The organism is Sphingobium sp., from assembly GCF_041987595.1.
Classification (GTDB): domain Bacteria; phylum Pseudomonadota; class Alphaproteobacteria; order Sphingomonadales; family Sphingomonadaceae; genus Sphingobium.
Genome location: NZ_JBHIWJ010000008.1, coordinates 57,550 through 69,887 on the forward strand (window position 1 = coordinate 57,550; position 12,338 = coordinate 69,887).

Annotated in this window: 10 protein-coding genes and 1 tRNA gene; 4 read left to right on the plus strand and 7 right to left on the minus strand. The window is 64.5% G+C overall.

Annotated features, from left to right (window positions below):
• Positions 1-14 precede the first annotated feature (14 nt).
• Positions 15-1,871, plus strand: a complete 1,857-nt coding sequence (locus tag ACFC3J_RS03985) for an ABCB family ABC transporter ATP-binding protein/permease (RefSeq protein ID WP_375194910.1) — start codon at positions 15-17, stop codon at positions 1,869-1,871.
• Positions 1,872-2,162: 291 nt separating this feature from the next.
• The gene (locus tag ACFC3J_RS03990) at positions 2,163-3,146 is read left to right on the plus strand and encodes a TerC family protein (RefSeq protein WP_375194911.1); all 984 of its coding nucleotides are present in this window, start codon (positions 2,163-2,165) and stop codon (positions 3,144-3,146) included.
• Between the two features lie 64 nt (positions 3,147-3,210).
• On the opposite strand, the gene ACFC3J_RS03995 is transcribed toward ACFC3J_RS03990, so the two are convergent.
• The 3 genes from ACFC3J_RS03995 to ACFC3J_RS04005 form a co-directional block, all read right to left on the minus strand.
• Positions 3,211-3,828, minus strand: a complete 618-nt coding sequence (locus tag ACFC3J_RS03995) for a hypothetical protein (RefSeq protein WP_375194912.1) — start codon at positions 3,826-3,828, stop codon at positions 3,211-3,213.
• A 67-nt stretch (positions 3,829-3,895) separates the two neighbouring features.
• Positions 3,896-4,294 (minus strand): acyl-CoA thioesterase, encoded by a 399-nt coding sequence (locus ACFC3J_RS04000; RefSeq protein ID WP_375194913.1) that lies wholly within the window; start codon positions 4,292-4,294, stop codon positions 3,896-3,898.
• Complete coding sequence (locus ACFC3J_RS04005; RefSeq protein WP_375194914.1) at positions 4,294-6,354, minus strand: S9 family peptidase; 2,061 nt, start codon at positions 6,352-6,354, stop codon at positions 4,294-4,296. The genes ACFC3J_RS04000 and ACFC3J_RS04005 overlap by 1 nt, the downstream gene beginning before the upstream one ends.
• A 93-nt stretch (positions 6,355-6,447) precedes the next feature.
• Here ACFC3J_RS04005 and ACFC3J_RS04010 point away from each other — a divergent pair, with 93 nt between their 5' ends.
• Entirely contained in the window at positions 6,448-8,229 is a 1,782-nt protein-coding gene (locus tag ACFC3J_RS04010) for an aminopeptidase P family protein (protein ID WP_375194915.1), read from the plus strand.
• Positions 8,230-8,236: 7 nt separating this feature from the next.
• Here ACFC3J_RS04010 and ACFC3J_RS04015 read toward each other — a convergent pair whose 3' ends face one another.
• A complete protein-coding gene (locus tag ACFC3J_RS04015) occupies positions 8,237-8,383 on the minus strand; it encodes a hypothetical protein (protein ID WP_375194916.1) in 147 nt (48 codons plus the stop codon).
• Positions 8,384-8,498: 115 nt separating this feature from the next.
• On the opposite strand from ACFC3J_RS04015, the gene ACFC3J_RS04020 reads away from it, so the two are divergent.
• A tRNA-Thr gene (locus tag ACFC3J_RS04020) sits at positions 8,499-8,573 on the plus strand.
• 58 nt (positions 8,574-8,631) lie between these two features.
• On the opposite strand, the gene ACFC3J_RS04025 is transcribed toward ACFC3J_RS04020, so the two are convergent.
• The 3 genes from ACFC3J_RS04025 to ACFC3J_RS04035 all read right to left on the minus strand — a co-directional run.
• Positions 8,632-9,429 carry a S1/P1 nuclease gene (locus ACFC3J_RS04025; RefSeq protein WP_375194917.1) on the minus strand — a complete coding sequence of 266 codons (798 nt, stop codon included), beginning with the start codon at positions 9,427-9,429 and terminating at the stop codon, positions 8,632-8,634.
• A gap of 52 nt (positions 9,430-9,481) precedes the next feature.
• Positions 9,482-10,384: an SHOCT domain-containing protein gene (locus ACFC3J_RS04030; protein WP_375194918.1), complete on the minus strand. Its 903-nt coding sequence runs from the start codon at positions 10,382-10,384 to the stop codon at positions 9,482-9,484.
• Between the two features lie 18 nt (positions 10,385-10,402).
• The coding region (locus tag ACFC3J_RS04035; RefSeq protein WP_375194919.1) for a TonB-dependent receptor plug domain-containing protein at positions 10,403-12,338 on the minus strand (1,936 nt) is incomplete at its 5' end.

Consider the following 12,338-nt stretch of genomic DNA (forward strand, 5'->3'; position numbering starts at 1 on the left):
CTTACATAAACCCCATGCCGCCTTCGACACCCGACACTTCGCCCCTTCCGCCCGTCTGGGCGACGATGCGGCGCTTCTTTCCCTATCTGTGGCCTGCCGATGCCCCTGCCCTGCGACGGCGGGTGACGATTGCGATGATGCTGGTGCTGGTGGCGAAGGTCGTCAGCCTCGCCATGCCCTTCGCCTACAAGGGCGCGGTCGACCGGATGGTGCCGGGCATGCAATCGGGCGCGGGTCTCGCCATTGCGCTGGTCGTCGCCTATGCGGGCGCGCGATTCGGCAGCGTCCTCTTCGACAATCTGCGCAACGCCATTTTCGAGCGGGTCGGGCAGGAAGCCGGGCGACGGCTGGCCGATGATGTGTTCGTGCATCTGCACCGGCTGTCGCTGCGCTTCCACCTCGACCGGCGCACCGGCGCCGTCACCAAGATCGTGGAGCGCGGCACCAAGAGCATCGACACGATGCTCTATTTCCTCCTCTTCAACATAGCGCCCACGGTGCTGGAGCTGGCGGCGGTCTGCGTCATCTTCTTCCTCAAATTCGGTCCCGGCCTCGTCGCGGCGACGCTGGTGATGGTGGGCCTTTACATCTGGTTCACCCGCACCATCACGGAATGGCGCAACCAGCTCCGCCGCGACATGGTGGACATGGACACCAGCGCCGTCGCCCACGCCGTCGACAGCCTGCTCAATTTCGAAACCGTCAAATATTTCGGCGCCGAGGAGCGGGAAGCCGCGCGCTATGGCAAGGCGATGCGCCGCTACGCCGATGCAGCGGTCAAGTCGGAGAACAGCCTCGCCTGGCTCAATATCGGCCAGTCGCTGATCACCAACCTGATGATGGCAGGCGCGATGGGCTATACCGTCTGGGGCTGGAGCCGGGGACAGTTCACCACCGGCGACGTGGTGCTGGTGAACACCCTGCTGAGCCAGCTGTTCCGGCCGCTCGACCTGCTGGGCATGGTCTATCGCACGATCCGGCAGGGCCTGATCGACATGGAGGCGATGTACAGGCTGATCGACACCGAAACCGAAGTCAGCGACGCGCCCGGCGCGCCGATGCTGCATGTCCAGGCCGGCGAGGTACGCTTCGATCATGTCCATTTCGGCTATGATCCCGAGCGGGAGATATTGCATGGCGTGAGCTTTACCGTGCCGGCGGGCCGGACCCTTGCCATCGTCGGACCGTCGGGCGCGGGCAAGTCCACCATCGCGCGGCTGCTGTTCCGCTTCTACGACATTCAGGGCGGGCACATTCTGATCGACGGGCAGGATATTTCGCGGGTCACGCAACAGTCGCTGCGCGCCGCCATCGGCATCGTGCCGCAGGACATGGTGCTGTTCAACGATACGGTCGGCTATAATATCGGCTATGGCCGTGCAGACGCGAGCCAGGAAGAGATAGAAGCGGCGGCGAAAGCGGCTTCCATCCACGACTTCATCATGGGCCTGCCGCAAGGCTATGCCACGCGGGTCGGGGAGCGCGGCCTCAAGCTTTCGGGCGGCGAAAAGCAGCGCGTGGCAATTGCGCGGACGCTGCTGAAAGACCCGCCGGTGCTGGTGCTGGACGAGGCGACCAGCGCGCTCGACAGCCGGACGGAGACCGAGATCCAGGATGTGCTGCGCAGCATAGCGCGCAAGCGGACGACATTGATCGTCGCGCATCGCCTCTCCACCGTGGTCGATGCCGATGAGATCATCGTGCTGGAGCAGGGCCGCATCGTCGAACGCGGGCGCCATGCCGATCTGGTGCGCAGCGACGGTCTCTATGCCGCCATGTGGACGCGCCAGGCAACCGAACGGGATGACATGCCGGTCGAACCGGGCATCGAGGATGCGTTCGAAGTCGTCGGCCTGCCCGGTTCCCGATAGGACCGGGTGACAGGAAAGACACCTTAAGGATGCCGAAAGCGCCGGTTTTCAATAGCCTGGGCTGACCGTTACAGGACGGGAAAAGCGCTCCTGGTTGATTTCGGCGGCCATGACGCCTATCCTTGGGCACTGCGGACCGGGCCCCTCTGGCGCGCTGAACGGACAACAGCGCGTGATGTCGGACCGCATCGGACTTTCCGGTGCGACTGACGGTTCGGCTCATACCGCCCCATCTCCGTCGCAACGGATTCTCCGGTCAACCATTGTTGTTGAACGAGAGGAGCTTATCCCATGGAATTTCTCTTCGCGGACTGGCTGGGAACGCCCGCCTGGTTCTGGCTGGCCTTCCTCGCCATCGTGGCCGCCCTCACCGCATTCGACCTGGGTTTCCTGCACAAGGAAGACAAGGAAATAGGCATCAAGGAGAGCCTCAAGCTATCCCTTTTCTATATCAGCGTGGCGATGCTGTTCGGCGGCTGGGTATGGTTCGCGCGCGGGGCGGAGCCGGGGATGCAGTATTTTACCGGCTTCTTCATCGAAAAGGCGCTGTCGATCGACAATGTCTTCGTCATCAGCCTGATCTTTTCCTATTTCGCCATTCCGCCCAAATATCAGTATCGGGCGCTGCTGTGGGGCATATTGGGCGTGATCGTCCTGCGCGGCCTGATGATCGCAGGTGGAGCGATGCTGCTGCACCAGGCCTATTGGGTGCTGTATATCTTCGCCGCCTTCCTGATATCCACCGGGATCAAGATGATGGTTTCGGGCAACGAGCCGATGGATGTAGGCAACAACCCCGCGATCCGCTTCATCGCCCGCCATATGCGTGTCACGCCGGAGTTGCACGGCGAACATTTCCTGGCTCGGATGACCGACCCCCGGACCGGAAAGGTCGTGATGGCAGCAACCCCGCTGCTGTTGGCGCTGATCGTGATCAATTTCGCCGACCTGGTGTTCGCCGTGGACAGCGTGCCGGCGATCTTCGCGATCACGACCGACACCTTCATTGTCTATACGTCGAACGTGATGGCGATATTGGGATTGCGGGCGCTCTACTTCGCGCTTTCGGCCATGGTCCACCGCTTCCATTATCTGAAATATGCGCTGGCCGCGATTCTGGTGTTCATCGGCACCAAGATCTTCGTCGCCGACTTCCTGCTGGATGGCGACAAATTCCCGCCTGCCATCAGTCTGGGCGTGACCTTCGCCCTGATCGGCGCCGGGGTAGGCTGGTCGCTGTGGAAAACGCGGCAGGAGGAGCGGCAACTGGCCTGATCTCGCCAGGCTGGCAGGGAGCCGGTCCCCCGGCTCCCTGCATGAGTGGGGTCGGGGAGCCGGATCAGCGGCTCGTGACGGTGGTCGTGGTCTTTTCCACCACCGAAGCCCGCACCGGACTGCTTGTCTTGCGCACGACCTGGCGCTTGACCGGGGTAGCCTTGCGCGCGACCGGGGCAGGCGCGGTCTTCACCGTCTCGGTCGTCACCGTCGTCGTGGCCGGAGCAGGAACCGCTGCAGCCGCGCGCGCCGCCTGCGCATCGGCGGCCGCAGAGGCTGCTGCGCGCTCCGCCGCGTCTGCCCGCGCATTGGCCGCCGCGGCGTCCTGCTGCGCCGAGGCGGCGGTCGAAGCCTGAACCTGCGCGTCCGTCTCGGCACGAACCTGGCTCTGGCCGATGGCGGTGTCGGCAAATTGCTGCGCATCGACGGCCGAGCGGATCGCTGCCTGTTCCTTGCCGCTCTTGAGCTGCTCCTGCGCCAGGCGAAGCGCCGCCTGCGCCCTTGCGAGAACGGCGGGATTGAAGTCCCCCGCCTTCAGCTTGGCGGCAGCATCGATCTTGCCCTGCGCCTGCGCTATGGCGGCGAGCGCCCGTTCCTCATCGCCCGCCCACGCCGGGCCGCTTGCGAGAAACAAAGCCGACGCCGCGGCAAGCATACGCATGGATGCACCAAACTTACGCATAATCTCTCCTGTCACCATTATCGATGGCGCAGAAAACGAGCGATAAGTTTAGGAAGTTCCGACTTGGTCAATCGTCGAGAAAAGGCGCCGCAACCTCTGGCGGAACACGCAGGACACGGCCGGTCTTCCTGTCGATGATCGCCCATGTCGATTTTGCCGAGACTTTTACTTTCCCGTCCGGACCCGTAAACTCCATATGGCGGTCGAAGCGGGCGCCCCGCGGACCTTGCGGAATCCAGGTCCGCACGGAAACACTTTCCCCTGCCCGAACGTTCCCGCGATAATCGATTTCATGCCGGGTCACGACCCAGACATAATCGTCGACATGCGCGGGATCGGCATCATGGGTCCAGTGTTCGGTCGCGACCTGCTCCATCCACTGCACCCAGACGGCGTTGTTCACATGGCCCAGAACATCGATATGCTCGGGACCAGCGGTGATCCGGGTGATGTAGGTAGAGGCCATCAGTCCGCAATGCCCAACTGCCACAGGATGAAGGCAAATTCCTCCGCCGTTTCGTGGAGGCTTTCGAAGCGGCCGGACTTGCCGCCATGGCCCGCCCCCATGTTGGTCTTGAGCAGCAAGATGTTGCCGTCGGTCTTGGTGGCGCGCAGCCTGGCCACCCATTTGGCCGGCTCCCAATAGGTGACGCGCGGATCGTTGAGGCCCGCCGTAACCATCAGCGGCGGATAGGCCTGCGCACCTACATTGCTGTAGGGGTCATAAGACAGGATCGTTTCGAACGCGGCCTTGTCCTCGATCGGGTTGCCCCATTCGGGCCATTCGCCCGGCGTCAGCGGCAGGGTTTCGTCCAACATGGTGTTGAGCACATCGACAAAGGGCACATGGGCGACGACCGCGCCCCAGAGGTCGGGATCGCTGTTGACGACCGCACCCATCAGCTCGCCCCCCGCGGAGCCGCCGGAAATGCTGATCTTGCCCTTTGAGGTGTAATGAAGGTCAATCAGGCCCCTGGCCACGTCCACGAAATCGTTGAACGTATTGGCGCGCTTGTCGAGCTTGCCATCGAGATACCATTGCTGGCCCAGATCGTCGCCGCCCCGAATATGGGCGAGGGCAAAGGCGAAACCGCGATCCAGCAGGGAAAGCCGGCTGGTGGAAAAGCCCGGCTCCATCGCAATGCCATAGGCGCCATAACCATAGAGATGCAGCGGCGCGCTGCCGTCGCGGGGAAGGTCTTTCGGGTAGACGATCGACACCGGGATCTGCGTGCCGTCGCGGGCGGGAATCATCAGCCGCTCGGTGGCGTAGCGGGTCGCATCATAGCCGGACGGGATTTCCTGCACCTTCAGAACTTCGAGCGCGCCGGAATCGAGGTGATAGTCGTAGATCGTGTCCGGCGTGACCATCGATTCATAGCCGATGCGCAATTTGGTGACGTCATATTCGGGATTGTCGTCCAGCGACGCCGAATAGCTGGCTTCGGGGAAGGGAATGCGCTTGGGGCTATGGGTGGCATAGTCGCGCAATTCGATCTGGTCGAGGCCGTCCTGCCGCCCTTCGGTGACGTAAAAGCCTTTGAACAGGGTGAAGTCGGTCAGGTAGAAATGCGGGTCGGACCCGATCACCTCTTCCCACCGGTCCGGCGTTTCCAGCGATGCCCTGACCAGCCGGAAATTGGGATGGATGTCGTTGGTGCGGATGTAAAGCGTACCCTCATGCTCATCGACTTCATATTCGCGGCCGGGCTTGCGGGCGGAGACGAGCATGGGCTTGGCCGTAGGATTGTCGGCGGGAAGCAGCCAGGCCTCGGTCGTCACATGGTCGCCCGTCGCGATGACGATCCATTTTTCCGATGACGTAAGGCCGACCGAAACGCGGAAGCCTTCATCATCCTCATGGAACAGTTCGATATCGCCTTCGACCGGCTGGCCCAGCCAGTGCAGGCGGGCATTGTCGGTGCGCCACTGATCGTTGGCCACGCCATAGAGCAGTCCCCTGCTGTCGGAAGTCCAGACCAGCGAGGAGAGCGTGTCGGGAATGATTTCCGGCAGAATCTCGCCGGTGAAGAGGTCCTTGATCCGCGCCTCGAACCGTTCCGAGCCGTTATTGTCGATGGCATAGGCGAGGTAGCGGCCGTCGGGGCTGACGGACATGGCGCCCAAACGGAAATATTCGTGACCCTCGGCCAGTGCGGGTTCATCAAGGATCAACTGGTCGTCGCCGCCGGCAACCGGCCTGCGATACCATTTGCGGTACTGGGCGCCGATCTCGAAAGCGCGCCAGTAGATATAATCGCCGTCCTTCTGCGGGACCGAGCTGTCGTCTTCCTTGATGCGGCCCTTCATCTCCTCGAACAGCCTGTCGGTCAGCGCCTTGTGCGGCTGCATCGCGGCTTCGAAGAAGGCGTTTTCCTCCTCAAGATAGGAAAGCACCGCCTTGTCCTTCACCTCCGGATAGCCGGGATCGCGCAGCCAGGCATAGGGATCCTCCACCGTGATGCCGTGATGGGAGAAGCTGTGCGGGCGGCGGGCGGCGACGGGAGCTTTGGCGGAAGCGGTCATTCAATGTCCTGATCTGGCGTAACGGTGCTGGTCTGCTTATGTTGGCCGCCATAGGCCCTGTGCAAGAGGGGCGACAAGTCCAAGGGAAATTTGATGTCTACCCATGAAGACCGGCTGAAAGCCCTGCGCGCCCAACTGGTGCGCGACAAACTGGACGGCTTTGTCGTGCCGCTGACCGACGAGCATATGAGCGAATATGTCGGCGCCTATGCGCAGCGGCTGGCGTGGCTGACGGGCTTTCAGGGATCGGCCGGCAGCGCGGTGGTGCTGCCCCAGGAAGCGGCGATCTTCGTCGACGGACGCTATACGCTGCAGGTGCGCGAGCAGGTGGACGCGGCGCACTGGCAATATGAAAGCGTGCCGCAGACCTCTGTCGCGGCGTGGCTGGGCGAGCATGCGCCCGCCGGGGGGCGGATCGGCTACGACCCCTGGCTGCACACGCGCGCCTGGGTGAAGGCCGCGAGCGAGGCGCTGGCGGAGCGCGGCGCGGAACTGGTGGCGGTGGACACCAATCCTGTCGACGCCGTGTGGCCGGACCGCCCAATCCCCAGCGACGCCAAGCTGGTGGTGCATGAGGATCGCTATGCCGGACAGTCGGCGGCGGAAAAGCGGCAGGCCATGGCGGACTGGCTGAGTGCGAGACATGCCGATGCGGCGGTGCTTTCGGCGCTCGATTCGCTGGCGTGGACGTTCAATATCCGGGGCAAGGATGTGGAGCGGACGCCGGTGGCGCTCGCCTATGCCATCGTCCATGCCGATGCGACGGCAGACCTGTATGTCGCGCCGGAGAAGATCGACGAGGCGGTCGTGCAGCACCTGGGCAATGCGGTGCGCGTCCATGACCGCAGCCAGTTCGCCCAGGCGCTGACGGAGATGTCGGGCAAAACGGTCGTGGCCGACCCCGAGCGGGCGGTGGCGGCGATCTTCGAGGCGCTCGACGCGGGCGGCGCGCATGTGCTGGCGCTGCGCGATCCTGCAGTGCTGCCCAAGGCGGTGAAAAACCCGGTCGAGATTGCCGGGCACAAGGCGGCGCAGGCGCGCGACGGGGCGGCTTTGTCGCGGTTCCTCCACTGGATCGCTGTCGAGGCGCCCAAGGGCGGCGTCGATGAACTGGGCGCGGCGGCGAAGCTGGAGGCATTCCGCAAGGACACCGGGCTGCTGGAGGATCTGTCCTTCGACACCATTTCCGGCGCAGGGCCGAACGGCGCGGTGGTGCATTATCGCGTCGAGGAAAAGACCAACCGTCCGATCGAGACGGGCAGCTTCTATCTGGTCGATTCGGGCGGGCAATATCGCGACGGCACTACCGACGTGACGCGGACCATCGCCATCGGCACGCCCACGGAGGAGATGAAGCGACGCTTCACGCTGGTCCTCAAAGGCCATATCGCGCTCGGCCGGGCGCAGTTCCCCAAGGGCACGCGGGGCGGCCAGCTCGATGTGCTGGCGCGGCAGTTCCTCTGGGCCGAAGGGCTGGATTATGCCCATGGCACAGGTCATGGCGTCGGCAGCTTCCTGTCGGTGCATGAGGGGCCGCAGCGGATCGCGACCTTCGGCGGCGGCGACGAGCCTTTGCAGCCGGGCATGATCCTGTCCAACGAGCCGGGCTATTACAAGACCGGCGAATATGGCATCCGCATCGAGAATCTGGTGCTGGTGGAGACCCGCGAGGTTCCCGGCGCCGAGCGGGAGATGCTGGGCTTCGAGACGCTGACCTTCGCGCCGATCGACCGCCATGCGATTGCCGTGGACCTGCTGACCGGGGACGAGCGGGCGTGGGTGGACGCCTATCATGCCAGGGTGCTGGACGTCGTCGGGCCGCAGCTGGAAGGTGAAGCGCTCGACTGGCTGAAGGCGGCCTGCGCGCCGCTATAGGCTGGGCTTACCCCTTGGCGTCATCGTCGCGCCCAGGGGTTTGCGCATCCCGCGATTCGCGCGCCTGCGTCTTGCGGCGGCGCAAATTGTCGCGCAGCGCCTGCGCCAACCGCTCCTTGCGGTCGTCCTGTCCGCCTGAATTTCCTGTCGTCATGTGTGGCCCATAAGCAAATTGCACAAAGTGCCGCAAGCCGCCTTGACATGGGGCGAGAGGGCGGCCATAGGCCCGGCTCCGCTGGCGCGATAAGCCAGATGGAGCTGAAAATAGTGCTGCCGTAGCTCAGTGGTAGAGCGCATCCTTGGTAAGGCTGAGGTCGCGAGTTCAATCCTCGCCGGCAGCACCATTTTCTCCCCCCTCCCTTTTATTGCATCGTGACTTGGCCGGGCCGAAGCCCTGGCGCATCAGGGCATGTCGCTCGTCGGCGTGGCCGGATCGAAGATGGCGTTGAGATAGGCTGCGATGCGCACCCCGCCGCGGCGCAGCCGGTCGTCCAGTTCGACGCGATGCTGATAGACATAGTCCCAGGACAGTTTGGGATCAGCGGGATAGATGGTCTTGCGCAGGGCGATGCTCTCGCGAACCCATGTCGCGGGGCCGGTCGCGCTCCAGTCGATCAGTTGCTGCGGCGTGATCGAGCGTGACAGCCAGTTCGCATATTCGGAATAGGACAGGGCGCGCTGTTCGATCAGACCCGAATCCCAGACCGAATGAAGATTGGTTTCCGTGCCGAAGAAGGTCACCTTCACATCGTTGCCGCCCCGGTCACTGCCGCCGCCTGCGTGCAAGGGCTGGTGCAGGTCGCCAAGGATGTGGACGATGAAGCGCAGCGCCATGCGGCGATCCTCCATCGGCGCCTTGAGATCGCGCAGCGCGGCAGTGAAGCGCTTGAGCGCGGTGATCGCATCGCCTTCCCGCGGAGCGTCGGAGGGACGGTAATGATCGCCTTCCTTCACCGTCACATAGTGCCAGGGGCTGGCGGTATTGCGCCAGAAATCGGCCGGATCGGATTTCATGTCGTCGGGCCATGTCGCGGCTTCCGCCAGATCCTCCGCGCCCAGCAGCCGGCGGACCTGCGCGCGCGCCGCGCCGCTCAGATTCTGGTCAGCGATGGCGCCGGTGATACGGTGGCCGATCGGCCCCCAGGCCTTGGCCGGGGTGGCGACGAGGAACGGAAGGGCGAACAGGATCGAGAAGCGCATGACGCTCTCTTTGCAGTTTTACATCCGTTCGGCCAGCTTTTGCCGTTCCCGATCAGCAGGATAATTGCGTGTCCACCGTGGCGCGGACGAACCTGTTGCCCTTGCGCACATAATGTTCCCGGATCGGTTCGCCGGGGACGACGACGTCGAAACCCTGATCCCGGACGATATGGGTGATCCTGCCGTTGAGTTCGCGTTCCGCCTCGCCGCCCATGGTCATGCCATTGTCCATGACCGCTCCGCCATTGGAATAGGACAGGGTAATCAGATCGGACGTCACCGGGCCATCCGGGCGCAATTCGGTGATGGTGGCACTGCCGCAGGTATAGCCCTGCGCGGTGAAGCCGCCCTCGGCATAGATGGCGGGGTAGGAGGTGAATTTATCGGTCACCGACCAGTCCGCCGGCGCCGCGCCCCAACCCCAACCGCTGATCGCCTGAGGCCATTTTCCCTTCACCGCGAAACCTTCGCCCCGCCTTTCGAGATAGTAGACGCCTATCGCGCCGGTGCAGGCATGGCAGCCTTCCGCAATCTCCGTGCTGGTGAGCAGGACAGGGCCGAAGGGCATATCGAGCAGCCTTAGCGGGGACGTGGTGGCCGGCTGACCGTCGACTTCGCTCGCATAGACTTCTGCGTGGCCTGTGGCGGTCTCGAAAGCAGCGCTCAACGCCTGGGGCGTGCCGAGACCTGGCAGCGGCGCGACCTTGGGCCTGCTGTCGAGCGTGGCGACGGGCCGAACCGGGGCCGGCGTCCGATAAGACACGACCCAGAGGGCGACACCCGCTCCGATCAGGACGACCGCCGCCACAAAGATCGCCACCATCCGGCCGCGCCGGACGGGACGATCCCGCAGAAGGCGCTGTTTTTCCGCCTCGAACTCCGCCTCGTTGAGCGCGCCGCTGTCGCGCATTTGCTGGAGCCGTTCGACGGCGTCGAGGCGTTGCTCTGGGGTCATTTGTCCCCGGATAGCCAATCAGCGACTGAAACGAAAGCCGATCCAGAGGGTTCGCGGCGTGCCAAGATCGATCGATCCGCCGGAATTGCGCGTCACCACCGCCTCGTCGAAGAGGTTTTCGCCCCTTGCGACCAGCGTCACGCCATGGCCCAGCGGCAGCCGCGCCACTGCGTCGACCGTCAGCGCGTCGGGCAGCACATCGGTCTGAAGATCATCCTCATATTGCTTCGACACATAGCGCAGCGTGGCGGAGAGCGCCGGGCCTGTCGCGGGTTCCCAGGCGAGCGTGGCGCTGGCGGCATGGCGGGGGCTTTGCGCGGGGGTGAAACCGTCAAATGCCATGCCCGGCGCATGCACGCTGCTGTGGCTATAGGCGTAGGAGGCGGACAGCAGCATGGCGCCCATGCGACCCGACGCCGTCAGCTCGATCCCCTTGGCGGTGATGCGGTCGACATTGCGCCGCTGGCGCAGATTGGTGCCGACGGTGACATTGGCGATGGCGTCGTCCAGCCGGTTGTAGAAGGCGGTGCCCGACACGGTCACGCCGGGAACGGGGGTGAGGTCGATGCCCGCCTCCACGCCCTTCAGTCTTTCAGGGTTCAGCGCGGCATTGGCCTGGGTCGTCACCGGAAACACCACGAAGGGCCGATACAGCTCATTGAGCGTCGGCAGGCGGAAGCCGGTATAGCCCGCGCCGCGCAGGGCGATAACGTCACCCATGCGGTAGATCGCCCCGGCCCGTCCGGAAAATTGCCAGTCGGAACGGTCAGCAAAGCTGTTGTTCGCTGCCCCCGCGCCGGTGGCGCGGAAGAAGCCGTTGTCGATGCTCCAATGATCGGCCCGCACCCCACCCGTCAGGACGAGATCCCCAATCGTCCAGTCGTCCTCGGCAAAGACCCCTGTAGTGATCTGTTCGCCCCCGGCATGACGGCGCGCCGTCACCGCCCCCGCCGCGCTGTACGCGTCCTCGAACATATCCCCGGTCGCATAGCGTGTGTCCGCACCGATCCGCAGCACATGATCCGCCCCCACCGGCGGGCGCAGCTCGATCTTGCCCCCCAGCCCGGTCGATGGCGTGTTGCGCTGGTCCAGCGACTTGCGGAAAGTCGAGGCCGAGATCACGATATTGGAGAAGTTGCGCGCCTGGATATAGGCGAGCGCATCGACCTGCCACGCCCCCCGCAAGACGAAGCGAATGGAGGCGTCCTGCCCTTCGCTCATGCTGTCCGCGCCTTTGAAGCGCAGCGTGCGGTCATCGTGGAAGATTATGCCGCGAAACTGGATTTCCGACGTGGCGGAGATGGGCGCCACGGCACGCAAATTGGCGGACCAGCCGTCATAGGCGGCGGGCGCGGTGGCGGCGACGCGCTGATCGCGGGGCGTGGTCTGAAAGCCGTCGCCCCGGTCCCAGCGGCCCGAGAGCGAGACGTAGCCGCCGCCAAGGTCAGGCGTGACGCTGGCCGAGAGTTCCGTGGCGTCCCGGCTGCCGTAAAAGGCGCTGGCGCCGAAGGCCGGAAGCTGATCGCGGGTTGCGCTGGCCAATTCGATGGTCCCGGCGACCGCTCCGGCGCCAAAGGCTCCCACCCCGCCGCCCCGCGTCACCCGCACGACGGAGAGCCGGTCGGGCACCAGTGCGCTGAACGGAATATAGCCGAAGAAGGGATCGGCCATCGGCACGCCGTCGAGCAGCACCAGCGTCCGGCTCGACGCATTGCCGCCCAGAGCACGCAGGGTCGCGCCCTGCGCGGAAGGATTGGCCGATCGGCTGTCGGAGCGGCGGAACTGCTGAAAACCGGCGACATCGCCCAGCACGCCCTCGATCCGGCCCGACGCGCTGCCCGTCAGCCGATCCCGATCGATCAGTACCGATCCATAGGCCGGCGTTCCGGGCGGCAGGGAAAGCCCCTCCCCCGTCACGATGATGCGCGATATGTCGGGCGCCTCCGTATCGGCG

What these genes read in the sequence shown, in the direction of transcription:
- ACFC3J_RS03985 (WP_375194910.1), top strand. Translation starts at nt 15, where the DNA reads ATGCCGCCTTCGACACCCGACACTTCGCCCCTTCCGCCCGTCTGGGCG.
- ACFC3J_RS03990 (WP_375194911.1), top strand. Translation starts at nt 2,163, where the DNA reads ATGGAATTTCTCTTCGCGGACTGGCTGGGAACGCCCGCCTGGTTCTGG.
- ACFC3J_RS03995 (WP_375194912.1), bottom strand. Translation starts at nt 3,828, where the DNA reads ATGCGTAAGTTTGGTGCATCCATGCGTATGCTTGCCGCGGCGTCGGCT.
- ACFC3J_RS04000 (WP_375194913.1), bottom strand. Translation starts at nt 4,294, where the DNA reads ATGGCCTCTACCTACATCACCCGGATCACCGCTGGTCCCGAGCATATC.
- ACFC3J_RS04005 (WP_375194914.1), bottom strand. Translation starts at nt 6,354, where the DNA reads ATGACCGCTTCCGCCAAAGCTCCCGTCGCCGCCCGCCGCCCGCACAGC.
- ACFC3J_RS04010 (WP_375194915.1), top strand. Translation starts at nt 6,448, where the DNA reads ATGTCTACCCATGAAGACCGGCTGAAAGCCCTGCGCGCCCAACTGGTG.
- ACFC3J_RS04015 (WP_375194916.1), bottom strand. Translation starts at nt 8,383, where the DNA reads ATGACGACAGGAAATTCAGGCGGACAGGACGACCGCAAGGAGCGGTTG.
- ACFC3J_RS04025 (WP_375194917.1), bottom strand. Translation starts at nt 9,429, where the DNA reads ATGCGCTTCTCGATCCTGTTCGCCCTTCCGTTCCTCGTCGCCACCCCG.
- ACFC3J_RS04030 (WP_375194918.1), bottom strand. Translation starts at nt 10,384, where the DNA reads ATGACCCCAGAGCAACGCCTCGACGCCGTCGAACGGCTCCAGCAAATG.